Genomic DNA, 24,002 nt, shown 5'->3' on the forward strand with positions numbered 1-24,002 from the left:
GCTCACATTCGTCAAATTCCCGCACAAAACCAAATGAAATCAAGGAGTTTTACAATGCGGTTTTTCCTTAAACTGACGGCGGCTGCCGTTCTGGCATCCGCACTCACCGGTCAGGCACTGGCCAATGATGCGATCAAAATCGGCGTCACCCCGGGTGCGCATGAAGAAGTCATGGAAGAAGTCGTCAAGGTCGCAGCCACCAAGGGTCTGGACATCGAACTGGTCAGCTTCTCGGATTATGTGATCCCCAACCAGGCGCTTGATGATGGCGATCTCGATGCCAACAGCTTCCAGCATGTGCCGTATCTTGATAACCAGATCAAGGATCGCGGGTATGAGCTTTCGGTCGTGGGATATAACATCCTGACCCCGATGGGCATTTATTCCAACAAAATCAAAAGCCTGGATGACCTGGCCGAGGGTGCCGAAGTCGGCATTCCGAACGATCCGACCAATGGCGGTCGTGCGTTGCTGGTGCTGCAGTCCCATGGCCTGATCAAGGTTGATCCTGCAGCGGGTCTTGTGGTCAGCCCGCTTGATATCATCGAAAACCCTAAGAATATCAGCTTTGTAGAGCTTGATGCCGCACAGCTTCCGCGGTCGCTCGATGATCTGGATGCGTCGGCGATTAACACCAACTACGCGCTGGAAGCCGGTCTGAACCCGATCAAGGATTCGATTGCGATCGAAGGCAATGACAGCCCGTATGCCAATGTTATTGTTACCCAAACGGCGCGTAAGGACGAGCCGTGGGTCAAGACGCTGGTTGAAGCTTACCACGATGATGCGGTGCGCAAATTCATCGAAACCAAGTATGAAGGATCGGTCCTGCCGGTATTCAAACTTCCTGAATAATCATCGCGATTATTCAAAATAATTGAAAAGTCCCGCAGGACGTGTTTCCTGCGGGACTTTTTTTATGTCCGGGTCAGACCGCACCCAAAATCCAATTGTATGAGGATTTGAGGTGGCCCGGATCAGACATCGGCAAACAGGACATGATCGGCGGTCAGATCATCCTTGTCGGTGTCTTCGATGATCACGCCAAATGTCCACGGATCGCCATTGCTGAAATCGACATAGAGATCATCGCCGGTCTGGGTGGTGTGATCGAGGAAGCTGTCGAAATCCGTGATGCCGGAGCGTTCCTGAAGATCGTGTGTCAGAAGCAGGGTATCGGGATGATTGCCAGTTTCGTCCCGGTCACCGGTTTCAAACCCGACAACCCGGTCACGACTTGAGGCCTCCGCATCGAAAACAAAGGTATCATTGCCGCTATTGCCTTCAAGCCAGTCATTGCCAGCCCCGCCCGACAAAAGGTTGTCGCTGAAAACCGGATTGCCGCCGGGGCCGGCACGCAGCGTATCATGCCCATCGCCGCCATAGAGTGAAACGTCGCGGGTTTCGCCCGTCAGCGTGTCGTTTCCCGCCTCGCCATACAGGTTTTCGCCAAACAGGGTGTCGTCGCCATCACCGCCGTAGATGGTGTCATTGCCGCGATTGCCGACCAAACGGTTGTCGCCTTCATCACCAATGATCAGGTCGCTTTGATTGCTGCCATCGACATTTTCGATGTTGATGAAGTGATCGCCGGCGCGGCCCGTACCGGTTTCAAGATTGATGACCGGTTGCGGGCCATATTCGCCATACGGCGCATCATTGCCCCAACCGGCGATATAGCTGATGGTGTCGATCCCGTCACCGCCATCAAAGATATTGGTGCGGTCCTCGGAAAAGTCGGTGCTGGCCGCGGCATAGAAGGTGTCATCGCCGCCCACACCCTGCATGACGTCGCCGTTATCGGTGCGATTGTAGTTTTGGTAGAAGGCGTTTTTGCCGTCATCGCCGATCAGCACATCGCCGTAGGTCGTATCGCGGATATCCTCGATATTGCTATAGCGGTCGCCTTCGGCATCTCCGCCAAGCCCGATGCCGGTCGTGAGATTGACGTAAACGCCCTGACCCGAGGGGGCTTGCGTGAAGCCGAAGGTGATTTCATCGCGACCGGGGCCGCCATCAATCACATCAGCGCCCGATCCGCCATTGAGTTCGTCATTGCCCGACCCGCCAAACAGAGTATCGTTTCCGGCACTGCCATTGATGTCGTCATGTCCGGCACCGCCATCAAGCGTGTCATCACCAAACCCCAGCTCAAACAGGTGATCGTTGCCGCCAAGCGCGCGGACATAATCGTCGCCCTCGCGTCCATATATCCTGTCGTCCTGTTCTGTTCCGATAATCGTGTCGTTGCCGTCGGTTCCATAGATGTTGTCAACCATGACCATCTCCTGCGTGGAATGCCTTTACCCCGGCAATCCAAGGTTGCGGCGGAATTTTGGCGACTTGATGACTGGTTGCCGACGGCGGTGTCAGATCACGATCACCAAATCTGCTTTTGGCGGGCCGGGACGCTGGTGCCAATGATTTGGGATGGTCAGTCAAAACGGAAGACAGGGCGGCGTGTATTGTTCCCCCAACCAATTAAGTGTCGGTAGGGGATATCAATGTCGAAGGGGTTTGGGTGGCTGGGTTTCGGACCCGCCTTTGGGGTGGTTGTGATCATCGTGCTATTTGCGGCGGTCATTGGGACACGGGCGCAGGCCGCAGAATTCACGGTGTCCAGCGGTGTCACCGATACGGTTGCCAAAACACTGACCGCCGGGGAAACCGGATTGGTTGAGCAGGGCGGGGTTCTTAATGTGACGACGGGCGATGCTATCACTGCCAGTGGTGATGCGGTGAAAGCGACCAACAACGGCACGATTTCAACCGCAGGAGGCGGGAGACACGGCATGGTTGGTGATGCCACCGCGACCAATGCCCGGCTTGTCAATAATGGAACAATATCAACAGACGGGTTCGTCGACAGGGGGATTTACGGCCAAGGTGCCAACTCCACCCTTATCAATCGCGGCACGATCACGACAAGCGGAACCAGTGGAGCCGGGATCCTGAGCACCGGGAGCAATTCGACGCTTTTAAATAGCGGGACGATCACAACAAGCGGAGGAACTGCAAGCGGCCTGGCCAGTAGCGAGGCAAATGCGACACTTGTCAATAGCGGCACGATCACGACCAGCGGAAATAGGGCATATGGTATCACCAGCACAGGCAGCAATGCGACACTTGTCAATAGCGGGGTGATCACGACCAGCGGAACTGATGCGACTGGCATGAGGCATGTAACTGCCAATAACGCCACACTGGTCAATAGCGGCTCGATAACCACCCAGGATGGTAATGGAATTGAAGTATTAACCAGCAGCGGTAGCACCATTACGGTTACCGGTAGCGGATCCGTTACCGTATCGGGCACGGGAAGGGCCGGGATCATATCCGATGGGGCCAACGGGACGATCAATGTCAGCGGGACGGTGATTGCGACCGGTGGTGCGACCCAGGCGATTTTGGGGGGGAGCAACCAGACGCTGAACATCAAGCCGGGCGCGACGATTGTCGGGACGATTGATCTTGGCGGTGGTACCAATGCGGTCAATATCGATACATCGGCCGGGGCGCGGTCATCGACCCTGACCATCGCCAATGCCGGTACGGTAAATACAGCGGCGGGCGGTGACGGGATTGTCCTGCAAAGCGGATCGACGGTGGTGATTGTCGACCCCACCGGGATTGCGGCCAACCGGGCGGCACTGGGAACGACGACGGTCGGCATTCATCAGGCGGTCAGCCGGCAACTGGCACGATCAAACAAACCACAATCGGTTGTGGTCGCGGCCAGTGACCTTGAACCGGGTATGTTGTATGCGCCGCAGAAGCCGTTTGTCTGGGGACAGGTTTTTGGCAGTTATTTGTCACACGGGGATGACGGGGCGAATTTGGGGTATCGCAGCCGGGTTGGCGGTGCGGTTGGCGGATATGAAAAACCGATTGATGACCACAGTATCGGTGTGTTTGGCGGGGTTTCGGTTGCCGGGATGAAAACCGACGAGGCATCGCTTGAAAGTGACAGCAACGGGTTTTTTGTTGGCGGCTATGGTGAATATGTTGTCGGCGACTGGGCGATTGATGGGACCATGGTTGTCGGGTATCAGCGCCATCAGGATGAACGTCTTGTGGTCGATAACCTTCAGGGCGAGGAAACCGCGCAATCAGATTACAACAGCGTCTATTTCAGCCCGTCACTGGCGGTGATCCGGTCGATTGATCTTGGCGGGGGCATAGAGCTGCGCCCGTCCGCAGAGGTGAATTACACCTATGGCTATTATGATGCATATCGCGAAACCGGCACGACATCGTCGAACCTGAGCATCGATGCGCATGCTGTGGATGTGATCAATGGCCGTTTGCAACTGGCCGTTCGTCAGGGTCTTGAGGATGGCGCGGGCGAGATGGAACTGCGCGGCGGGATGAAATACAGCTATTTCGGGCGTGACAGCGTTGATGTCGGCCTGATTGATGGCCCGCTTGTCCGGTATCAGGGAAGCGGGGAGACATCATCGCATGGTGGCTTTGTTGGCGGGAATTTGCGCTATGACCTTGATCGACAGATGACATTTGTTGCCGATATCGAGTTGGGCTTTGCCACCAGCGATGAGCGCACGGCATCGGGTTTTGTGGGGCTGGAATACCGGTTCTAGGCTCTGGAATGGCGGCATGGGCGGCATGTCCTTGTGCCCTGGCCGTCAGAGCTGTCGGACCCAGTTTGGCAAACCGGCAGCGTAGGCGGCGGATGCCGAGTTGTTGGCTTGATACCGGTTGCGGGCAGCCAGCGCATCGGCGCGGACCTGACTTGGCGTAATTTTAAACTTGGCGCGAAAAGCACGGCTGAAATGGGATTCACTGTTAAAGCCGCAATCAAAGGCGATGGTGCTGATGTTTTTGTCGCTGTAACGATGCTGGGACAGTAATTGCAGGCTGCGCTGCAGGCGACGATCCCACAGATAGTTGGCCACCCCGCCATGGGGTGCGAAAATGCGGTATATCTGAGATCGGGACATGCGGAAAGTTTGCGCAAGGCTTGCCGGAGTCAGGTTTTCGGAAAGATTGGCGTCGACATAGCGTGATATGACTTTTGCAAGGGCAATTGATGTTGGCGTGTCGACGGCATCGGGCATCATGCTTTCGCGCCCAAGGCATCCTTGCATCAGGTTGAGGGTTCCGTGCATCGCACTGCCTGCCTGATGGGTGGTCATATCCGGGATGCTGTCCCACAAGTTCAGGAAACCGGTCGCCATAAAGCGGATCATCGGGTTATCGCCAGATAATTTCAAACCATGCAGCGGGGCAAGCATATCGGATAATTCCGGGCGCAGTTCCCGTGGCAGAACAAGTGTGAGGTTTTCAAAGTCGGTGTTGATCATGTCGTGGGGCTGATCAAGGTCAATGATCAGCATATCGCCCGCGACAATGTGCTGGTTGTCGCTGGTAACGCCGCCGCCCTTGCAAAAGAGCTGGACCAGAATGTGGTCCATATTGTCTTGAATGATCCGGTGGTTGTTGCGGGTAAAACGCTGGGTTTGTGATCTGGTTACGCCAAAAACGGCGTCCCCGAGGTCGCAAACATCAATCCCGGCGCGGACATTTGCAGGTTGGATGGCGTCATCGGGCATCGAAAGATCGAAGAATATCCCGATATTTTCCTGCCAGGCATCAAAGCGGTGGCGCGGATCAATATCCCTTGTATCGAAATTTGATACCGGAACCGGTGTCGGGGTTGTCAATTCGGGGTTCTTTCATGTCAAAGGCAGAACCAGAAATGATGACAAGAAATCGCCCGCCCTTTGAAATCGGACAAAATCATCGGTTGATGTGATCCATTCATTTTTAAATGAAAAAGGTGGTGTTCACAAGCGCTTATGGCCGATGCCGACGCGTTGGTGCTTGGCATCAGGCGGGCGCGTATGGCTTAGATGGATTCCCGCTTGCGCGGGAATGACGGGCTTTCAAGGTGCGGGGAATAGGCGAGGGATGGCGGATCACGCCACCATCGCGTCGTATTCTTCCTGCTTGTCGAGCCATTTCTGTTCGACCATGGCGAGTTCGTTTTCGATCAGGCCGAGTTCCTTTTGGATGTCGGCCAGTTTTTGGGCGTTGGCGTCTTCGTAAAGGGTCGGGTCGGCCATTTTTTCTTCGATGCCGGCTTTGCGTTCGGAAAGCTTTTCCATCTGCTTTTCAAGCTTTTCGACTTCGCGCTTGATCGGGGCGGCGACTTTGCGTTTTTCAGCCGCCTGCTGGCGTTCGGCCTTGCGGTCGCGTTTGGCGGGTTTGCCGTTGCCATTACCGTCTTCGCCGCCGTTCTTGTTGGCACGGCGTTCCATGCGCGCACGATCGAGAAGATACTGGCGGTATTCGGCAACGTCGCCGTCAAAGGATGTGACTGTGCCGTCAGCCACCAGAACCAGACGATCCGCACAGGCTTCGATCAGATAGGGATCGTGGCTGATGATGATGACGGCACCCTCATAGGCATTGAGCGCGTGGTTAAGCGCATCGCGGCTGTCGATATCAAGGTGGTTGGTCGGCTCGTCGAGGATGAGCATATGCGGGGCATCGAGCGTCATCAGCGCAAACAGCAGGCGCGCCTTTTCCCCACCCGAGAGGTCCTTGACCTTGGTGTCGCCCTTCGCCCCTTCGAAGGCAAAGCGGCCGAGCTGGGCGCGGACCTTGTGTTCGATGACATCAGGCATCAGGGATGCCATATGCTGATAGGGCGTTTCATCACCGCGCAGCTCGTCGGTCTGGTGCTGGGCGAAATAGCCGATGCGCAATTTGTTTGAGGAATGTTTTTCGCCTGACATCAGCTGCAAGCGATCAGCCAGAAGCTTTGCCAGGGTCGATTTACCGTTACCATTGGCACCCAGAAGGGCAATGCGGTCATCCATATCAATGCGCAGGCTGATATTGCGCAGGATCGGTTTGCCTTCTTCGTAGCCGACATCGCCATCATGGATATTGATCAGCGGCGGTGGCAGTTCCTTGGGACTTGGGAAGTCAAAGGAAATGCCGCGATCCTCGACCACCGGGATGGCCGGGCCCATTTTTTCAAGCATTTTGACACGGCTTTGCGCCTGCTTGGCCTTGCTGGCCTTGGCACGGAAACGGTCGATGAAGGATTGCAGATGCTTTTGCTGGGCGATCTGTTTTTCATAATGCTTGGAGGCCAGTTCCATCTGTTCGCGGCGTGTCTTGGCGAATTTGTCGTAGTTGCCGCCATAAAGTGTCACGGTGCCGTCATGCAGATGGGCAATCGATTTGACCACCCGGTTGAGAAGATCGCGATCGTGACTGATCAGGATGATCGTGCCGGGATAGTTGATCAGATAATTTTCAAGCCAGATGGTGGCTTCGAGATCGAGGTGGTTGGTCGGCTCGTCAAGCAGCAGCAGATCCGGGCGCAGGAAAAGGGTGGCCGCCAAGGCCACACGCATGCGCCAGCCACCCGAGAAATCATCACAGGGGCGTTGTTGCGCATCGCCGTCAAAACCAAGGCCGGACAAAATGGCGGCAGCCCTGGCCTCGGCGGTATGGGCTTCGATATCGGCCAGGCGTGTATGGACCTCGGCAATGCGGTGCGGGTCGGTGGTGGTTTCGGCCTCTGCCAGCAAATCGGCGCGTTCGGTATCGGCCGCCAAAACGGTTTCAAGAAGCGACCGCGAACCCGCCGGGGCTTCTTGCGATACCACACCCATGCGGGCCCGCTTGGACAGCACAATATCGCCGCCATCGCCGGGCAGGTCGCCCGAGATCAGTTTGAGAAGGGTCGATTTCCCCGCACCGTTGCGCCCGATCAGGCCGACCTTGTGGCCATCAGGGATGGTCAGCGATACCCGGTCAAGAATGACACGTCCGCCAATGCGATAGGTGAGGTCGGTAATTTGCAGCATTTTCGGTTGGTCTCTTGAACTGGTTTGCGGGCGCTTTGGGCGCAGTTTAGGGGGAATCGCAAGGATTTCTGTGCTTTCAATAGGGCAGGAGCGTGTTTGACGCAAGGATTCTTCAAATTGTCATGGCCGGTGTGATTTCGATGACAGATCCGGGCAAAACCGGCGCTAAATCGCAGTTTCATGCCTTTTGGGGGCGTTTTGCAGGCGAAACGGGTGAATGCAACGGCTGCAGGTCTGGTTTGCAGCGGTAGAACTATGTGTTGCGTTGCGATCCAACCCCGTTTATATAGCGCCAACCTTCGGGTCTGTGGATGATAAGGGCGGTCTTTGGTGCCGCCTTTATCTTCCGCAGGCCCTTTGTACTCGGGGGGCTTCTTGGGGGCCCTCTTTGGGGGTAACGAATTTTTACAAAGCTTAGGTGAAACCAATGGCTGTCGAACGCACTCTTTCGATCATCAAGCCGGACGCAACGCGCCGCAACCTGACTGGCAAAATCAATGCCGTCATCGAAGAAGCTGGCCTGCGCATTGTCGCACAGAAGCGCGTCGCTTTGACCCGCGCTCAGGCTGAAGGTTTCTATGCAGTTCACAAAGAACGTTCGTTCTTTGGCGAGCTGGTAGACTTCATGGTCTCTGGCCCGGTTGTTGTCCAGGTTCTCGAAGGCGAAGATGCCGTCGTTAAGTACCGCGAAGTAATGGGCGCAACCAACCCGGCAAATGCCGAGGAAGGCACCATCCGCAAACAGTTTGCAGAATCCATCGAAGCGAACTCGGTCCACGGTTCGGACTCGCTCGAAAACGCTGCAATCGAAATTGCATATTTCTTCGCTCAGACCGAAATCGTCGGCTAAGCCAAGAATACCGAATTACCGGTTCTTCCGGCATGAAACGCCCCGCAAGCTGCGGGGCGTTTTTTGTTGGGAAATTTGGAAATCTATTGCGTCAATCGATCAGGAATGCGGCCATCAGCAGCAGGAGAACCCCGATCGAGATCACGCTCCAGAGCATGAATTTTGTCCAGTGGTGCCAGCCTTCCTCGTGGTGGTGCACCAGGCCTTCGTCGTAATCGCTTCCTTGCATTGTTTCCTCCCTGTTGTTGGGACCATTGTTTGGTTTGCTGTTATCACGCAAGACAACAAGGTGATGGTAGCGCAAATCAACTCAGGGGTGAATTGCTTTGATGTTGTTGACTGTTTTCATCTGTTCATCCGGATGGACAAGGTGGTGTTGCGTGTGGCAGTATTTGCGGATGGAAAACGTTTTGACCCAGAAATCGGTACGAATTTTTACCGCCTCTCATAGAGTGGCGGGGTAGCGACGTTTTGACCAAATGAGACCCACCCGCCGGCGAGGCGGGTTTTTTGTGGCTGTCTCCCGGCCAGACCAGCGATGTGCAATCCGGGAGATGACAATGACCAAGCCCCTATCAGCGTTACAACCAACCGAGCGATCCTTGATGCCGAAAGATGGTGCCAAGGTCGGAACCCTTCATTTGCTGTGTGGCAAGATTGCTGCGGGTAAATCAACCCTTGCCGCGGAACTCGCGCGCAAGCCCGGTACGGTTCTGATTGCCGAGGATGAATGGCTCTCGACGCTTTTTGGTGATCAGATGTGCTCGGTTGCGGATTATGTCCGGCTATCGGACAAATTGCGCAGCGTGATGGGGCCGCATGTGGCGATGGTGCTGCGTGCGGGTGTTTCGGTGGTGCTTGATTTTCCGGCCAATACAGTCGGCCTCAGGCGCTGGATGCGGGGCATCGTTGAGGATGCCGGGGCCGATCATGTTTTGCATTATCTCGATATGGACGATGATGTGTGCATCAACCGTCTTCGGGTGCGCAACCGGGCCGGAAGCCATCAGTTCGCCGCCAGTGATGCGCAGTTCCATCAGATCAATGCAGCCTTCGTCCCGCCGAGTATGGAGGAAGGGTTTAACGTTGTGCGCTATGAGACAGATACGCTTTGAGCATAAAAAAAGCTGCCGGAAAACGGCAGCTTTTAGTTTTTCGCAACAGGCAAATCACAGAAGGAAAATTGCCATCAACACCAGAAGGGCAATGATCGAGATGGTGCCCCATTTCACGAAGTTGGTGTAGCCGTGATAGATGCTGACATGGGTTTCGGTGAGTTCGTAATCGTTACCCTGCAAATTTGCCTCCTTGGATTGGATATTTTGGGATTGTTCAAATGTATATCCACGAAGTTGATGCAGTGCAAGAAGCAGATTAACCATAGATGTTAGACGTTTGACCCATTTCACATCCGTGCGGCTTTGTGTTTGATGCCAAGGAGTTACTGGATGCTTGATTTGCAGCCATAGGGCAGGAAGGTGCCCGATAGCCCGTGGCTCATCATCGCAAAGGACATCTTGTTGGCATAGTCGAGTTCCGTCTTGGATTTCGGGCAGGCATAGGCGCGGCCGGCACAGCCATTTTCGATATAGTCTTCTTCGGCCTTGGCAAATTCGGGGCTGAGTGCGCCGCGCGGAATTTCATCGAGCATTTCATCCCGGGTTTCCTGATAGACAGCGCATTTTTGCGCCCGCCAGGATTTCTCACCGGTTTGCATATCGGCCTTGTAAGACTCCAGTTCTGGATCGGAATCGGCCACTGCGGGACTGGTCAGCATGGCCAACAGCGCGAGGGGGATAATCAGTCCGGAGAGCTTGCGCATCATGATATCGGTTTTCCGTGGCGGTGGTGGCATTCATTGATCCCATAACAGCATCAGAATGCGCAAAGATTATGACCCCGGTTTGCGGATCTGGCAGCAGGCCACGAAAAAGGCGGGGCACATGATTATGCCCCGCCTTTTTATGCGTTTAGAAACCTGCGCAGCCAGCGCCAAAGGTTCTTTCATCCGGGCTCGAGCGCCGGGTTGATTTCGGCAAAGTCGGCTTGCGGTGCGTCGGCCACCGTTACGATGCCCTTGGCATCGACCGAAACGCGGCCTTCGGCGATCCAGCGGATGACCTGCGGGTAGATGCGGTGTTCCTGTTTAAGGATGCGCTGCGCCAGCTTATTTGCATCGTCGCCCGGCAGGACCGGAACGACGGCCTGGGCGATGATCGGGCCGCTATCGACTTCGGGCACGACGTAATGCACGGTGCAGCCAGCAAACTTCACACCGGCATCAAGGGCGGCCTGATGCACACCAAGACCCTTGAAGCTTGGCAGAAGCGACGGGTGGATGTTGATCAGTTTGTCTTTCCAGCGGGTGACAAAGCTTTCACTGACCAGACGCAGGTAACCGGCCAGAACGACAAGGTCGGCACCGCTTTCTTCGATCAGGGTGCTTACGGCATTGTCATAGGCCTCGCGCCCGCCGGGATAGCCCTTGTGCGAGATGGCCTCCGACCGGATGCCCGCACGACGGCCACGTTCGAGCCCGCCCGCATCAAGCTGGTTGGAAAAGACCAGCACGATTTCGGCCGGGTAGTCGGGCGCATTACAGGCATCGATGATGGCTTGCAGGTTGGACCCGCCGCCTGAAATCAGAACGGCGAGCTTCAACTTGTTTACTTTTCCCATGAAGGGCCCATGTTTTTGATCACAACCTGCGGGCCATCGCCAGCACGCGGGCCGATGACGCCGATCTGGCTGACGGTTTCGCCGTGCTCGCGCAGGATGGCTTCGGCTTCATCGGCCTTATCGGCCGGGACAACGACGCACATGCCAATGCCGCAGTTAAAGGTACGCGCCATTTCGGTCGCCGGAATGCCGCCCTGTTTGGCGAGCCATTTAAACACCGGAAGATATTCCCAGGTGCTGGCATCAAACACAGCGGTCAGGTTTTCAGGCAGAACGCGCGGAACGTTTTCAGTCAGGCCACCACCGGTGATGTGGGCAAGTGCCTTGACCAGACCGGCCTTGTGGGCCGCCAGACAGCTTTTGACATAAACCTTGGTCGGTTCAAGCAGGGCTTCGCCAACGGTTTTGCCCGGTGCGAAGGGGGCATCGTCGGCGTAGCCAAGGCCCGCCATATCGACAACCTTGCGCACCAGCGAATAACCGTTGGAATGCACACCACTGGATGCGAGGCCAAGGATAACGTCGCCCTCGGCCACGTTGGAACCATCAAGCAGTTCGCCGCGTTCGGCCGCACCAACCGCGAAACCGGCCAGATCATATTCGCCGTCAGCATACATGCCCGGCATTTCGGCGGTTTCGCCACCGATCAGCGCGCAACCCGCCTGTTTGCAGCCCTCGGCAATGCCGCCAACGACACTGGCGGCGTTATCGACCGACAGCTTGCCGGTTGCGAAGTAATCAAGGAAGAGAAGCGGTTCTGCACCCTGAACGACGAGGTCATTGACACTCATGGCGACAAGGTCGATGCCGACCGTGTCATGTTTGTCGGCCAAAAAGGCGACTTTCAGCTTGGTGCCGACACCATCGGTGCAGGATACCAGAACCGGGTCGTTATATCCGGCAGCCTTCAGATCAAAGAGGGCGCCAAAGCCGCCAAGACCACCGGCAACACCGGAACGGGTTGTTGCTTTTGCAAGCGGTTTGATTCGTTCGACAAGGTCATTCCCGGCATCGATATCGACACCGGAGTCCTTATAGGTAAGGCCGTTAGAGGTGGTCATTTCGGGGTCCCTGGCATCAAACATGCATGAATAAAAGGCGGCAAAACCGCGTTTTTCATCAGCACGTATCGACGTCCAATCGACGGGCACCTGTCGCATTGCGGTCCGGGTCGCAGGGAACCTGCTGTTTGACCAATCCGCCTTACTGACGCCTTTAATCAGATATAGAGGACAAAGCGATCCTGCTGATAAAAAACGCGGGCTTGATAATTTCCGCTGGGCCGAAAATACTCAAACGCGGGCAATATGCAATGATCACCTGCGCATGACAGAGTTTTCTTTGCAGAATGCGTTCAACATGCCACAAAGAGCGTTATAGAAGAATACAACAAGACACGACTTAAAATAAGACTAGGGCAAAGAGGCATACGTGCTTACTTCATTGAAAAATATCAAGATGTGGGCGGGTGCCGCCACCGTAGCAGCCATTATGGCCTTTCCGGCAGCGGCACAGGACATTTTCACCGTCAGCGGTGTTCATGTTGACGAGCGCGCCGAAACCGCGGCTGCTGCGCGCGAGCGTGCACTTGAAATCGGTCAGCGCAAGGCGTTTGAAGAAGTGGTTGCCCGCTTGACCCTGCCCGAAGATCGCGCCGGACTTGCGACACCGGAAACATCGGTGATCACGAACATGGTGAGCGATTTCGGGGTGTCGAACGAAAAGACATCATCGGTGCGCTATATCGCGGACATGACCGTGCGCTTCAAGGATGACGAGCTTCGCCGGTTCTTGCGGTTCCGCGATATTTCCTTTGCCGAATTGCAGTCCAAACCGGTGATGATCGTGCCGGTCTATCGCACGAATAATTTCGTCAATCTGTGGGATGATCCCAATCCGTGGCGCGATGTCTGGGCGCGCAATATCGCGACATCGGGACTGGTGCCGATCAAGGCACCGATTGGTGACCTGACCGATATCAGCACCGTTTCGGCAGAGCAGGCCGAAAGCGGATCGATGGAACGCCTGACCCAGCTTGCCAAGCGCTATGGTGCGGATGTGGCGGTCGTGGCCAGCGCGGATGTCACCGGGCCCGAGGGTGGCGAGAGCGTTAATGTTTCCGTGACCCGCTATGATCCGAGCGGCGCACCGCAGATTTTTGGTGTGCAGGAAAATACCCTTCCGGGTGAGACACTTAACGAGACGCTGGTGCGGGCCGCCAAAGCAGTTCAGGACCAGCTTGCGGATGGCTGGAAACGCGCCAACCTGATCAATTACAGCACGGGCGGCAACCTGATGGTGTTTATCCCGATTACCGGTCTTGGTGACTGGGCGGGGATTGAGAAAAAGCTGATCGGGCTGCCGGTGGTGCGCAATTCACGAGTGATTGCCATGTCGAAGCGCGAGGTGCAGGTATCGATTGAATATGTCGGATCGGCCAATCAGTTGCAGACAGCGCTTAATCAGCAAAACCTTAGCCTGTCGCGGATGGGGGAACTTTGGTTCATCCAGCCGAGCGGTTCAGATCGTTTGCAGGGGCTGTCGTTAGGCGGATAAGCCTTTTGCATGACAGGGACAGTTTAACAGGGGCCGGGGAATGACATTACGACAGCAAGCACGTTTCTGGCTGATCTTTGTTGTTGGATTCTTTTTCCTGATCTGGCTGTTTTCGGGCATCCTGTTGCCGTTCGTGGCCGGGATGGCGATTGCCTATTTCCTCGATCCACTTGCCGACCGGCTTGAGGAACGCGGGGCCAGCCGGGTGATCGCGACCAGCATCATTACGTTCCTTTTCTTCCTTGTGTTCATTCTGGTGATGTTGATTGTCGTGCCGATGATCGGCAGCCAGTTGGCAGGATTCCTTGAACGGTTTCCGGGCTATGTCGATACGTTGCGCACCAATGTCGCGCCGTATTTGCAAAATGTCCTCGATCGCGTGGCACCCGAAACCCTGCAAAGTGTATCGGATGCGATCAAGGGACAGAGTGCCAATGCCCTTAAATGGGTCGGTAATGTTCTGACCAATGTGCTGTCGGGCGGGTTGGCACTTTTGAACTTCCTGAGCTTGCTGTTCATTACGCCGGTGGTGTCGTTTTATCTGCTGCGTGACTGGGACAAGATCGTTGCCAAGGTCGACAGTTACCTGCCGAGGCGGTCGGCCAAGGATATTCGCCAGTGTGTTAGTGAGATTGACGAAACCCTTGCAGGCTTTGTCCGCGGGCAGGCGACGGTGTGCATTCTGCTGGGCCTGTTTTACGGGCTTGGCCTGACGCTGGCGGGGCTTGAGTTTGGCTTTGTCATTGGTTTGATGACCGGGCTTGTGTCGTTCGTGCCCTATTTCGGGATGATTGCCGGCTTTGCGGTTGGCATGGGTGTGGCGCTGGCACAGTTTGGCTTTGGGCTTGATCTTGGGCTGGTGGCGCTGGTGTTTTTGATCGGTCAGGTGCTTGAGGGCAATTTCCTGACGCCGAAACTGGTTGGTGACAAGGTCGGGCTGCATGCCGTTTGGGTGATGTTTGCCTTGCTTGCCGGGGGGGCGGTGTTCGGACTTCTTGGCGTGATGCTGGCGGTGCCGGTGGCCGCCGTGATCGGCGTGCTTGTACGTTACGGCTTAAGGCAGTATCTCGATAGCAGGCTTTATGATCACGGACCGGAAGGCGATAGCAATGCCACGCCCGAGACCGAGAAATAGACCCCAGAGATCGAGATCAGCAAATTGAGTTTACTGTGACCCGGGTGACATCCAAGCCGGATAAAGATAACGACCCGCAGCAATTGCCGCTGGCGCTTGAAATGCGTCCGGCGCTGGGGCGCGATGATTTCATGGTGGCCGATTGCAATAGCGAAGCGGTGGCGTGGATCGACCAATGGCCGAAATGGCCCGCCCCGGCCTTGTGCCTGTATGGGCCCAAGGGATGTGGGAAAAGTCATCTGGCGGAAGTCTGGCGGGCGCGATCCGGCGCGTTACAGGTCGCAGCATCGGATTTGAACGGGATCAATCCCGATGAGCTTCTGGGTGACGCCACCGGTCTTGTGATCGAGGATGCGGACCTTGTGGCTGGCGCGGGCCTTGATGAAACCGTCTGTTTCCATATTTACAATATGCTGAAGGAACGCGGTGGGCATTTGTTGTTGACCGCAAGCCAGCCGCCATCGCGCTGGCAGATCGATTTGCCCGATCTGAAATCACGGCTGGGCGCCGCCCTGGTGTGCGAGATTTCGCCGCCGGATGATGATTTGATTGTCGGTTTGCTGATCAAGCTGTTTGCCGACAGGCAGATCCCGGCCAGCCCGCAAATCATCAGTTATGTTTTGCCACGGATCGAACGCTCCTTTGCGGCGTTAAGTCAATTGGTGGCGGCCATTGATCGCCGGGCATTGGCCGAAAAGCGGGCGGTGACCTTGCCGCTGGTGCGCAGTGTCATGGATGACATGACCACGCAATCGTAACATCGAAACGAATTTCGTAAGCCGATCAGGTTGTTACAGGTTATCATCGCCACCACCTAACAGATTGCATTCAATAACCGGAAGCTGCATGTGAGCCCGCAACGCGTAAAAGCAAAACCGTCGCTTAAGAGCCAGACCGATACCCTGATTTCCGATGGACATGTTTTGGGGTGGCGGGAATGGATCGGCCTTCCTGATCTTGGCGTGCCCTTGATCAAGGCCAAGGTCGATACCGGGGCCCGAACATCATCGCTGCATGCGCTTAATCCAAAGAAGGTGGTGCGTGACGGGCAGGATTTTGTATCATTTACCCTGCCGCATTATCGCGGGGACGGGCATGGGCGGATCGATTGTCTGGCGCCACTGATTGAAATGCGCGAGATTCGCTCTTCGAACGGAAATGCCGAAGAACGGTTTGTGATTGCCACCCATATCCAGGTTGGGCATCACAAATTGAAAGTTGAAGTATCGCTGGCAAACCGGTCAATCATGGGCTTTCCCATGCTTTTGGGCCGCACAGCGATGAAAGCAGGAAGATTTTTGGTGCTGCCATCGAAATCTTATCTTGCAGGGAAGCCGGAACAGAGATAGACGCGCAGAAGAACGACCCATTGCCGGAACAAGATCCCGACAGGGTCGTTTTACTTTCTGACAATTCCGCATTCGCCAGCCACCGGTATTATACCGGTCGCACTTCGTTTTGCCGACCTTGGGGGACATCTTATGAAAATCGCGATGCTTGCACGCAATCCAAACCTTTACTCCCACAAACGGTTGGTCGAGGCGGCCGAAGCACGCGGGCATGAGTTGGACATCATCAATACCCTGCGGGTGTCGATGAACATCACGTCGCTGAAACCGGAAATCTATTACGGCGGTGACAAGCTTACCGGTTATGACGCGGTGATCCCGCGTATCGGTGTATCGGTGACCCAGTTCGGTCTGGCTGTTTTGCGCCAGTTTGAAATGATGGGCGTTTATCCGTTAAACGAGTCCGTTGCCATTGGCCGGTCGCGCGACAAGTTGCGTTCGCTGCAGATCCTGGCACGCCGTGGTATTGGCCTGCCGGTGACGGCCTTTGCCCATGACCCGAAAAAGACCGATGAAGTTCTGTCGATTGTGGGTGGGGCGCCGGTGGTGATCAAGCTTTTGGAAGGCACACAGGGCATCGGTGTGGTTCTGGGCGAAACCGAAAAATCCGCCAAATCCGTGATCGAGGCGTTCCGTGGTGCGAATGTTGCGATCATGGTGCAGGAATTCATCAAGGAAGCCGGCAACAGCGATATCCGTTGCTTTGTGATTGGTGGCAAGGTGGTTGCCAGCATGGAGCGCAAGGGGGCGGAGGGCGATTTCCGGTCCAACATCCATCGCGGTGGTTCGTCGCGTGCGATCCGCATCACGCCGCAGGAACGCTCAACCGCCGTTGAAGCCGCCAAGGCGATGGGGCTTAATGTTTGTGGTGTTGATATCCTGCGATCCAATCACGGGCCGGTGGTGATGGAAGTGAATTCATCCCCCGGACTTGAAGGCATTGAGAATGCGACGGGCAAGGACATTGCCAGCATGATCATTGAATTCATGGAAAAAGATTTCAAACCCGGTAAGGTGCGGACCAAAGGCAAGGGATAACCAGGGAACAAAGCCATGAGCGAAACCGGATCAGCAACCAAACGCGGGCAACGCAGAACCCCCAAGACCCCCGATTTTGAAATTTGCGGCAAAAAGGTTGCAGCCGGTACCCGCCAGATTGTTGATATCCCGATCTCGCTTCTGTCCAACCACACGCCGGTCAACCTGACGGTCAATGTGGTGCATGGCAAACGGCCCGGGCCGGTGATTTTCGTCAGCGGGGCCGTCCATGGTGACGAGATTGTCGGGGTGGAAGTTATTCGCCGTGTCTTGAAATCACCCGCCCTTCGCGGCATGCGGGGCACGTTGCTTGCAGTGCCGGTGGTCAATGCGTTCGGGTTTTTGAACCATACGCGGTATCTGCCCGACCGGCGCGATTTGAACCGCTGTTTCCCCGGCCATTCGCGCGGATCGCTTGCCGCCCAGCTGGCGCATCTGTTTCTAAACGAAATTGTCGAACGATCCGATTTCGGGATCGATCTGCATTCGGCGGCGGTTAACCGTGTTAACTTGCCCCAGATCCGGGTCAATGAAGATGACCCGAATATCATGGAATATGCCGAGGCGTTTGGCGCGCCGATCATCCTGACCAGTCCGCTGCGCGACGGATCGCTTCGCGAAGCCGCGCGCGAGCTTGGCGTACCGATCCTGCTGTTTGAGGCGGGCGAGGGGCTTCGTTTTGACGAAATGTCGATCCGTGCCGGGGTATCGGGCGTTTTGCGCGTGATGCGCAAACTGGGCATGACATCGCAGCGCACCGTGCGCGAGCCGCGCGTGCCGTCATTCAAATCCTCCAACAGCCATTGGCTGCGCGCACCGGCGGGCGGCATTTTGCGGACGTTCAAACTGGCCGGGGAGTTTGTCCGGGCCGGGGATGTGGCCGCCGCGGTATCTGATCCGTTCGGGCAGCGTGACGAAGAAGTCATCGTGCGCGAGGAAGGCTTGATCATCGGGCGGACCAACCACCCGATTGTCAATCAGGGGGATGCGCTGTTTCATATCGCGTCGATCAAGCGCCCGTCGGAAGTCCAGGAACGCATGGACGCCATCGAAACCCATCTGCAATCCGATCCGCTTCTGGATGAGGACGAGATTATCTAATCTCTGGAGCGCCTTGGGGCATATGTTGCCCGAATACGGCGAAGATCAGCCCTGCATCGAAGCCACTGGCGAATTGTGGCAGGCAATGCTATAGCAGTCGGCATGGAACCAATTACAACTACAGAAGAACTTCGCAGTCTCTGTGAAAGATTGCGCAAGTTCGAATATGTCACTGTCGATACCGAATTCATGCGGGACTCGACCTATTGGCCGCAACTGTGTCTGGTGCAGCTGGCAAGTCCGGAGCCGTCCGATAACGGGGCTGCGGTCGATCCGCTTGCCGAGGGCATTGACCTGACGCCGCTGTTCGAGCTGATGCAGGACGAGGCGGTGGTCAAGGTGTTTCACGCTGCCCGCCAGGATATCGAGATTTTTGTCCATCTGTCGGGCAAGGTGCCCCATCCGGTATTTGATACCCAGGTGGCAGCGATGGTGCTCGGCTATGGTGATCAGGTCGGCTATGAGACGCTGGTCAACAAGGTGGCGCGCAAGAGCATTGATAAGTCGATGCGCTTTACCGATTGGTCGCGCCGTCCTCTTTCGACCAAACAGATCAGTTACGCGCTTTCGGATGTCACCCATCTGCGCGTGATCTATGAAGCGTTTCACGAGCGCCTTGAGGCCAATGGCCGTGCTGTCTGGCTGTTTGAAGAAATGGAACGCCTGACCGATCCGTCGATCTATTCGATTGATCCGGCCGAAGCATGGAAGCGGCTAAAAACCCGATCCAACAGCCCGAAATTCCTGGCAGTCGCCCGTGCGCTTGGCGAATGGCGCGAGACCGAGGCACAGCGCAAGAACCTGCCGCGCAACCGGGTTTTGCGCGATGATACCTTGCTGGATATCGCTGCCCGTCAGCCGATGACCGACAAGGATTTGGATAAAACCCGGGGCGTTGGCCGCAACTTTGGCACCTCCAAACCGGGGCAGGCGATTATCGAGGCGATCAAGGCCGCACTTGATAGCCCGCAGGATCAGTGGCCGAAGCCAAAGGAACGCATCGAACTGCCGGCCGGGATCGGCCCGACGGTGGAGCTTCTGAAGGTGTTGCTTAAACTCTGTGCCGAAGAAAAGGGCGTTGCCCAGCGTCTGGTGGCATCAAGCGACGATCTTCAGAATATCGCGGCTGATGACAATGCCGACGTTCCGGCCATGCGTGGCTGGCGGCGTGAGCTTTTCGGGCAATACGCGCTGCGCCTGAAACACGGGCAGCTTGGCCTTAAGCTGAAAGACGGCGAAGTGGTGTTTGTCGAGCTTGATGACTAGGTCGCTTATTGCTGTGCTGAACAAAAAACGGGGCCGTCTGGCCCCGTTTTTGTTTTTGAACCGGTTTGGCCAAACGATCAGGCGGGCAGGGCGGCATCAAGCAGGGCGGTTGCCATGGTTTTGGCGATCCGGGCCGATTCGGGCATGCCGCGCACCTGGGCTGTGACAATTGCCCCTTCCTTAAGCAGGGCGAGTTGTTCGGCCAGTTGTTTAGGATCGGACGCGCCGGCCTTTGTGCACAGATCGGCAATATGTTCGAGTACGCAGCGTTTGTGTTCGGCGGCGATCTGGTGGGCCGGGTGATCAAGCTTGGCGAACTCGCTTGAGGCGTTGATAAACGCGCAGCCGGAAAATCCCATGCCCTTGAAGGCGCGGCCATGAAACCATTCTTCGAGCGCATCAAACATTGCAAGCAACTGATCGCGCGGGTTGGGTGATGCCTTTTGCATTTCAGCGGTAAGCCAGTCGCGGAACTGTTCATCGCGGCGCATAAGGGCGGCCAGGATCAGTTCATCCTTCGACTTGAAGTGTTTGTACATCGTCATTTTGGCGACGCCGGACTCGGCCAGAATCTTGTCGATTCCGGTGGCGTTGAAGCCCTGTGTATAGAAAAGACGCAGGGCCGTATCGACGAGAACGTCGCGTTTAGACTTCAATTTTCTTACTCCAATAGTCAGACCGGTCTGTATCCTTGTGGCGGGAAAACCGCAGAATTGCAAGCGTTTCAGATACAAGAACGGTCATTCCAAAAATATATTTGACAAGTAGACAGACCTGTCTGTATATATGTTTTCAACACTGATCAACCCGAACTTGTTTAGGAGAGTTTGAATGACCCGTATTTCCCTGCCTGCTTCGATCGATGCTGCGCCTGAGGCTTCCCAGCCTCTTCTTGAAGGTGTGAACAAGATGCTTGGTTCGGTTCCGAACCTGTTTCGCCTGACCGCAAACAGCCCGGCGGCCCTTGAAGGGTATCTTGGTCTGAATGGGGCACTTGCCAAAGGGGCGCTTGATCCGCAGACCCGCGAACGTATTGCCCTTGCGGTCGCACAGCTTAATGGCTGTGACTATTGCCTGTCGGCGCATACCTATCTGGGCAAAAACATCGCCAAACTTGATGACGCCGAGATCACGGCAAACCGCAATGGGACTTCGAGCGATCAGAAGGCTGATGCGGCTGTGCGCTTTGCCGTCGCTTTGGTCAAAAGCCGTGGCCAGGTGAGTGAAGGTGACGTCAGCGCCGCCAAACTTGCCGGTTACAGCGAGGCCGAACTGGTCGAGATCGTGGCGCATGTCGCGCTTAATACCCTGACCAATTACCTCAACGAGGCCTTTGATACCCCGATTGATTTCCCGGTGGTGAATGCCTCTGCTGCCTAAGGCAGGGTCCACTTCCGGCAACTCCCCCGGTCGGCATTCCCCCCTCCGCATGTTGCTGCACGCCGACCGGGGTCCCTTTATCGACCAGAAACCAAAGGATCAGATTGATGTCACGGCCACCTCTTCCGCCTTTTAACGTCGAAACTGCCAAACAAAAGGTCCGTATGGCCGAGGATGGCTGGAACGGCCGCGATCCCGAAAAAGTGTCGCTGGCCTATACGCCAGACAGCCGTTGGCGGAACCGCGCCGAGATTTTCGAGGGCCGCGAAAACATCGTGCAATTCCTGACCCGCAAATGGGCCAAGGAGCTGGAGTACCGCTTGATCAAGGAACTCTGGGCGTTTCATGAAAATCGCATCGCGGTGCGCTTTGCCTATGAATATCGCGATGACAGCGGCAACTGGTTTCGGGCCTATGGCAACGAGAACTGGGAATTTGATGAAGACGGCCTGATGCGCCATCGCGTGGCATCGATCAATGACAAGCCAATTTCGGCTGAAGACCGGCTGTTCCATTGGCCGCTTGGCCGCCGTCCGGATGATCATCCGGGGCTGTCAGACTTGGGACTTTAGTCCCGATAACCCCGCCATGTTCCGGTTCCCTGAGGGGAAAGGAAAGTTCGGCGGAAACGCGTTCTACTTGGGGCCTTACCCCAAGCAGGCAAGATGGTACGTCCCCGGTGCTGTCTTGCCTGTTTCCCCGCCCCCGCAAAGGAGCCTGAACATGATTATCAAATATATCGCTTTTTCGATTACCTCGACCGCCGTGCTTTTTGTCTCTTCTCTGCTGACCTTTACCCCCTGAAGGTCTGGGACCGTTTGGTCCGTTTCTGATGCCTCCCTGAAAACTTGCCGGGCCCTTTTCGGGGCCCGTTTTTGTGTGTTGGTAATGGGGTTGGGTCAGCTTGCTAGGGCGGATTTGATGAAATCCTCAACCGATTGTGGCTTGCGCCCGACAACCTTTTCGAAATCGTTGCTGACAGATTCGTAGTCGCCTTTCTTCGCCCCGACATAGAGACCCGCAAGGGCTTCGATCAGGTGATCGGGCAGGCCGAGGCTTTTGAGGATGCCGGTATGGACCTCAGCCGGCAGGTCGACGAACTTGACGGGCTTGCCGGTGGCATCTGCGATATAGCCGGCAATTTCGGCGTGCGTCACACCCTTGGTCCCGGTCAGGTCATAGATTTTATTGACGTGATCAGACGGCTTGGCGAGGACCACGGCGGCGGCTTCTGCCAGGTCATTGCGCGGGATATAGGTGATTTTGGCATCACCGGCCGGGGCACCAAAATCGCCGGTTTCAAGCGCATGCGGTACACCGGCCAGCAGAAGATCGGCATAGAAGCTGTTGCGCAAAATGGTGAAGGCGAGGCCGCTTTGGCGGATGTAATTTTCGGTATCAAGGTGAATGGCCGAATAGGTGAAATCGGCATCCGCCTTGGGATCGACAATACCGGTATAGACGATGTGTTTGACACCTGCGGCCTTGGCAGCATCGACAGCGGTGCGGTGTTGTTTGATGCGGGTTTCGTTGTCGTCCTCGGCCGAGATGATAAGGGCTGTGTCAATACCGGCAAAGGCCTTGGTCATCAGGGCAAGGTCATTGAAATCGCCCGCGCGGACATCAATGCCCTTGGCGCTCAGGTCTGCGGCCTTTTCAGGCTTGCGGACACTGACGGCGATGTCGTTTGCCGGGATGCGATCGAGCAGATGTTTGACAACAAGGCTTCCGAGTTGGCCGGTGGCGCCGGTGATAAGGATGGTCATGTCAGTTTCTCCGTTAAGGGGTCAGGCATCGCCTGTTCATGGGAGAAATCTGGACCCAATAATGCATATGATCAATTCGATGGGTATGATAATACTTATACATGAAAATCGATGAATTGGATCTTGATTGTCGCCTGCTTCGGCTGTTCCTGACGATTTATGACGAGGGATCGGTGACGGCCGCCGCACATCGTCTTGATGTCGGGCAACCGACGGTCAGTCACGGGCTGGATCGGTTGCGCCAGATTATCGGCGATCCGTTGTTTGTCCGGTCAGGTAGATCAGTTGCACCGACCGCCCATGCCGACGAAATTGCGCCACAGGTGCGTGGGTTGTTGCAAGGGATGCGCGGCCTGACCCGGGTGGTGGCGTTTGATCCCGATAATGCCGATCATTCTGCGCGCTTTGTGCTTGGTGCTAATGATTACGAGGTGGCGGTGATCCTGCCGGCGCTGATGAAGCGGTTGCAAAACTGTTCTGCGGATGTGCGGCTTCAGGTCGTATCGGTTCCGGGGGTAGACCGCATGGTCAAATGGCTGCGCGATGGCACGATTGATCATGCGATCACGATTAATCAATCGGGCAAGCATGGCGATATCGCGCGCCAGGGCCTTTTTCGCGAGCGGATGCGGTGCTTTTATGATCCGGCATTTCACGACGGGCCGCCCGATACGCTGGACCGGTATTGTGCAGCAAGTCATGCGCGGGTGATGATCGGGGCCAATGACAGTTCGGAAATTGATGACATTCTGCGTGGCCTTGGCCGATCACGCCGCACAGTGCTTCAGGTGCCGACCTTTGCCAGTGTCGCCAACCTGATCCGTGGCACCGACATCATCGCCACCCTGCCATCGCGCCTGGCAGGCTCCATGATGCAGGATTTCGGCCAGTTCGATCTGCCGATCGCGTTCCGCGAATATGGCTTTGCCCAATACTGGCACGTCCGCAACGCCGCCAATGCCGCACATAAATGGCTGCGAAGCGAGATTTTCCGAGCGTCGCGCGGGTTGGGGTAACAGCAGGCGATAAAGTGCCTCT

General features: G+C 56.0%; 24 protein-coding genes. 15 read left to right on the top strand and 9 right to left on the bottom strand.

Annotated elements, in window-relative coordinates:
• Nucleotides 1-54: 54 nt before the first annotated feature.
• Nucleotides 55-855: a MetQ/NlpA family ABC transporter substrate-binding protein gene (locus tag TH2_RS14795; RefSeq protein ID WP_008891245.1), complete on the top strand. Its 801-nt coding sequence runs from the start codon at nucleotides 55-57 to the stop codon at nucleotides 853-855.
• 122 nt (nucleotides 856-977) lie between these two features.
• Here the strand turns inward: TH2_RS14795 and TH2_RS14800 are convergent, their stop codons facing one another.
• Nucleotides 978-2,279, bottom strand: coding sequence for a calcium-binding protein (locus TH2_RS14800; RefSeq protein WP_008891246.1), 1,302 nt, complete (start codon nucleotides 2,277-2,279; stop codon nucleotides 978-980).
• A 225-nt stretch (nucleotides 2,280-2,504) separates the two neighbouring features.
• Here TH2_RS14800 and TH2_RS14805 point away from each other — a divergent pair, with 225 nt between their 5' ends.
• Nucleotides 2,505-4,598, top strand: coding sequence for an autotransporter family protein (locus tag TH2_RS14805; protein ID WP_008891247.1), 2,094 nt, complete (start codon nucleotides 2,505-2,507; stop codon nucleotides 4,596-4,598).
• 45 nt (nucleotides 4,599-4,643) lie between these two features.
• Here the strand turns inward: TH2_RS14805 and TH2_RS14810 are convergent, their stop codons facing one another.
• Together TH2_RS14810 and TH2_RS14815 are read right to left on the bottom strand one after the other, a co-directional pair.
• Nucleotides 4,644-5,681, bottom strand: a complete 1,038-nt coding sequence (locus TH2_RS14810) for a helix-turn-helix domain-containing protein (protein ID WP_008891248.1) — start codon at nucleotides 5,679-5,681, stop codon at nucleotides 4,644-4,646.
• Between the two features lie 255 nt (nucleotides 5,682-5,936).
• Nucleotides 5,937-7,844: an ABC-F family ATP-binding cassette domain-containing protein gene (locus tag TH2_RS14815; RefSeq protein ID WP_008891249.1), complete on the bottom strand. Its 1,908-nt coding sequence runs from the start codon at nucleotides 7,842-7,844 to the stop codon at nucleotides 5,937-5,939.
• 427 nt (nucleotides 7,845-8,271) lie between these two features.
• On the opposite strand from TH2_RS14815, the gene ndk reads away from it, so the two are divergent.
• From ndk to TH2_RS14830, 3 genes are all read left to right on the top strand, one after another.
• The gene (ndk, locus tag TH2_RS14820) at nucleotides 8,272-8,694 is read left to right on the top strand and encodes a nucleoside-diphosphate kinase (RefSeq protein WP_008891250.1); all 423 of its coding nucleotides are present in this window, start codon (nucleotides 8,272-8,274) and stop codon (nucleotides 8,692-8,694) included.
• The gene (locus tag TH2_RS21305; protein WP_157194140.1) at nucleotides 8,657-9,145 is read left to right on the top strand and encodes a hypothetical protein; all 489 of its coding nucleotides are present in this window, start codon (nucleotides 8,657-8,659) and stop codon (nucleotides 9,143-9,145) included. Before ndk ends, TH2_RS21305 begins: the two co-directional genes overlap by 38 nt.
• Nucleotides 9,146-9,254: 109 nt before the next feature.
• Nucleotides 9,255-9,809, top strand: a complete 555-nt coding sequence (locus TH2_RS14830) for a P-loop nucleotide/nucleoside kinase family protein (RefSeq protein ID WP_238538715.1) — start codon at nucleotides 9,255-9,257, stop codon at nucleotides 9,807-9,809.
• Nucleotides 9,810-9,863: 54 nt separating this feature from the next.
• Here the strand turns inward: TH2_RS14830 and TH2_RS21615 are convergent, their stop codons facing one another.
• The 4 genes from TH2_RS21615 to purM form a co-directional block, all read right to left on the bottom strand.
• Nucleotides 9,864-9,992, bottom strand: a complete 129-nt coding sequence (locus tag TH2_RS21615; protein ID WP_197145299.1) for an aa3-type cytochrome c oxidase subunit IV — start codon at nucleotides 9,990-9,992, stop codon at nucleotides 9,864-9,866.
• 143 nt (nucleotides 9,993-10,135) lie between these two features.
• Nucleotides 10,136-10,519: a hypothetical protein gene (locus TH2_RS14840; protein WP_008891253.1), complete on the bottom strand. Its 384-nt coding sequence runs from the start codon at nucleotides 10,517-10,519 to the stop codon at nucleotides 10,136-10,138.
• Nucleotides 10,520-10,698: 179 nt separating this feature from the next.
• On the bottom strand, nucleotides 10,699-11,373 hold the full coding sequence (purN, locus tag TH2_RS14845; RefSeq protein WP_008891254.1) for a phosphoribosylglycinamide formyltransferase: 675 nt from the start codon (nucleotides 11,371-11,373) through the stop codon (nucleotides 10,699-10,701).
• Complete coding sequence (gene purM / locus TH2_RS14850) at nucleotides 11,361-12,434, bottom strand: phosphoribosylformylglycinamidine cyclo-ligase (protein WP_040824193.1); 1,074 nt, start codon at nucleotides 12,432-12,434, stop codon at nucleotides 11,361-11,363. The genes purN and purM overlap by 13 nt, the downstream gene beginning before the upstream one ends.
• Before the next feature lie 370 nt (nucleotides 12,435-12,804).
• Here purM and TH2_RS14855 point away from each other — a divergent pair, with 370 nt between their 5' ends.
• From TH2_RS14855 to rnd, 7 genes are all read left to right on the top strand, one after another.
• Nucleotides 12,805-13,929: a DUF2066 domain-containing protein gene (locus tag TH2_RS14855; protein ID WP_238538716.1), complete on the top strand. Its 1,125-nt coding sequence runs from the start codon at nucleotides 12,805-12,807 to the stop codon at nucleotides 13,927-13,929.
• A 40-nt stretch (nucleotides 13,930-13,969) separates the two neighbouring features.
• The gene (locus TH2_RS14860) at nucleotides 13,970-15,064 is read left to right on the top strand and encodes an AI-2E family transporter (protein WP_008891257.1); all 1,095 of its coding nucleotides are present in this window, start codon (nucleotides 13,970-13,972) and stop codon (nucleotides 15,062-15,064) included.
• 35 nt (nucleotides 15,065-15,099) lie between these two features.
• Entirely contained in the window at nucleotides 15,100-15,822 is a 723-nt protein-coding gene (locus tag TH2_RS14865; protein ID WP_008891258.1) for an HdaA/DnaA family protein, read from the top strand.
• 90 nt (nucleotides 15,823-15,912) lie between these two features.
• Nucleotides 15,913-16,413: an ATP-dependent zinc protease family protein gene (locus tag TH2_RS14870; protein ID WP_008891259.1), complete on the top strand. Its 501-nt coding sequence runs from the start codon at nucleotides 15,913-15,915 to the stop codon at nucleotides 16,411-16,413.
• A 132-nt stretch (nucleotides 16,414-16,545) separates the two neighbouring features.
• Nucleotides 16,546-17,451: a 30S ribosomal protein S6--L-glutamate ligase gene (gene rimK, locus TH2_RS14875; protein ID WP_008891260.1), complete on the top strand. Its 906-nt coding sequence runs from the start codon at nucleotides 16,546-16,548 to the stop codon at nucleotides 17,449-17,451.
• 15 nt (nucleotides 17,452-17,466) lie between these two features.
• Nucleotides 17,467-18,552, top strand: coding sequence for a succinylglutamate desuccinylase/aspartoacylase family protein (locus tag TH2_RS14880; RefSeq protein WP_008891261.1), 1,086 nt, complete (start codon nucleotides 17,467-17,469; stop codon nucleotides 18,550-18,552).
• Nucleotides 18,553-18,654: 102 nt separating this feature from the next.
• Complete coding sequence (gene rnd / locus TH2_RS14885; RefSeq protein WP_040824125.1) at nucleotides 18,655-19,818, top strand: ribonuclease D; 1,164 nt, start codon at nucleotides 18,655-18,657, stop codon at nucleotides 19,816-19,818.
• 77 nt (nucleotides 19,819-19,895) lie between these two features.
• Here rnd and TH2_RS14890 read toward each other — a convergent pair whose 3' ends face one another.
• On the bottom strand, nucleotides 19,896-20,474 hold the full coding sequence (locus TH2_RS14890; RefSeq protein ID WP_008891263.1) for a TetR/AcrR family transcriptional regulator: 579 nt from the start codon (nucleotides 20,472-20,474) through the stop codon (nucleotides 19,896-19,898).
• A gap of 175 nt (nucleotides 20,475-20,649) precedes the next feature.
• On the opposite strand from TH2_RS14890, the gene TH2_RS14895 reads away from it, so the two are divergent.
• Complete coding sequence (locus TH2_RS14895; RefSeq protein ID WP_008891264.1) at nucleotides 20,650-21,198, top strand: carboxymuconolactone decarboxylase family protein; 549 nt, start codon at nucleotides 20,650-20,652, stop codon at nucleotides 21,196-21,198.
• Nucleotides 21,199-21,305: 107 nt separating this feature from the next.
• Nucleotides 21,306-21,770: a nuclear transport factor 2 family protein gene (locus tag TH2_RS14900; protein ID WP_008891265.1), complete on the top strand. Its 465-nt coding sequence runs from the start codon at nucleotides 21,306-21,308 to the stop codon at nucleotides 21,768-21,770.
• 327 nt (nucleotides 21,771-22,097) lie between these two features.
• Here TH2_RS14900 and TH2_RS14910 read toward each other — a convergent pair whose 3' ends face one another.
• Nucleotides 22,098-22,964, bottom strand: coding sequence for an SDR family oxidoreductase (locus tag TH2_RS14910; RefSeq protein ID WP_008891266.1), 867 nt, complete (start codon nucleotides 22,962-22,964; stop codon nucleotides 22,098-22,100).
• A gap of 101 nt (nucleotides 22,965-23,065) precedes the next feature.
• Between TH2_RS14910 and TH2_RS14915 the strand changes: the two genes are divergently transcribed.
• Nucleotides 23,066-23,980 carry a LysR family transcriptional regulator gene (locus tag TH2_RS14915; RefSeq protein ID WP_008891267.1) on the top strand — a complete coding sequence of 305 codons (915 nt, stop codon included), beginning with the start codon at nucleotides 23,066-23,068 and terminating at the stop codon, nucleotides 23,978-23,980.
• Nucleotides 23,981-24,002 lie beyond the last annotated feature (22 nt).

Origin of the sequence: Thalassospira profundimaris WP0211, from assembly GCF_000300275.1 — a bacterium.
Taxonomy (GTDB): Bacteria; Pseudomonadota; Alphaproteobacteria; order Rhodospirillales; family Thalassospiraceae; genus Thalassospira; species Thalassospira profundimaris.

Excerpts from the sequence above, each read along its gene's own strand:
- TH2_RS14795 (WP_008891245.1), top strand. The coding sequence starts at position 55 with ATGCGGTTTTTCCTTAAACTGACGGCGGCTGCCGTTCTGGCATCCGCA.
- TH2_RS14800 (WP_008891246.1), bottom strand. The coding sequence starts at position 2,279 with ATGGTTGACAACATCTATGGAACCGACGGCAACGACACGATTATCGGA.
- TH2_RS14805 (WP_008891247.1), top strand. The coding sequence starts at position 2,505 with ATGTCGAAGGGGTTTGGGTGGCTGGGTTTCGGACCCGCCTTTGGGGTG.
- TH2_RS14815 (WP_008891249.1), bottom strand. The coding sequence starts at position 7,844 with ATGCTGCAAATTACCGACCTCACCTATCGCATTGGCGGACGTGTCATT.
- ndk (WP_008891250.1), top strand. The coding sequence starts at position 8,272 with ATGGCTGTCGAACGCACTCTTTCGATCATCAAGCCGGACGCAACGCGC.
- TH2_RS14830 (WP_238538715.1), top strand. The coding sequence starts at position 9,255 with ATGACCAAGCCCCTATCAGCGTTACAACCAACCGAGCGATCCTTGATG.
- TH2_RS14840 (WP_008891253.1), bottom strand. The coding sequence starts at position 10,519 with ATGATGCGCAAGCTCTCCGGACTGATTATCCCCCTCGCGCTGTTGGCC.
- purN (WP_008891254.1), bottom strand. The coding sequence starts at position 11,373 with ATGGGAAAAGTAAACAAGTTGAAGCTCGCCGTTCTGATTTCAGGCGGC.
- purM (WP_040824193.1), bottom strand. The coding sequence starts at position 12,434 with ATGACCACCTCTAACGGCCTTACCTATAAGGACTCCGGTGTCGATATC.
- TH2_RS14860 (WP_008891257.1), top strand. The coding sequence starts at position 13,970 with ATGACATTACGACAGCAAGCACGTTTCTGGCTGATCTTTGTTGTTGGA.
- rimK (WP_008891260.1), top strand. The coding sequence starts at position 16,546 with ATGAAAATCGCGATGCTTGCACGCAATCCAAACCTTTACTCCCACAAA.
- TH2_RS14880 (WP_008891261.1), top strand. The coding sequence starts at position 17,467 with ATGAGCGAAACCGGATCAGCAACCAAACGCGGGCAACGCAGAACCCCC.
- rnd (WP_040824125.1), top strand. The coding sequence starts at position 18,655 with ATGGAACCAATTACAACTACAGAAGAACTTCGCAGTCTCTGTGAAAGA.
- TH2_RS14895 (WP_008891264.1), top strand. The coding sequence starts at position 20,650 with ATGACCCGTATTTCCCTGCCTGCTTCGATCGATGCTGCGCCTGAGGCT.
- TH2_RS14900 (WP_008891265.1), top strand. The coding sequence starts at position 21,306 with ATGTCACGGCCACCTCTTCCGCCTTTTAACGTCGAAACTGCCAAACAA.
- TH2_RS14910 (WP_008891266.1), bottom strand. The coding sequence starts at position 22,964 with ATGACCATCCTTATCACCGGCGCCACCGGCCAACTCGGAAGCCTTGTT.
- TH2_RS14915 (WP_008891267.1), top strand. The coding sequence starts at position 23,066 with ATGAAAATCGATGAATTGGATCTTGATTGTCGCCTGCTTCGGCTGTTC.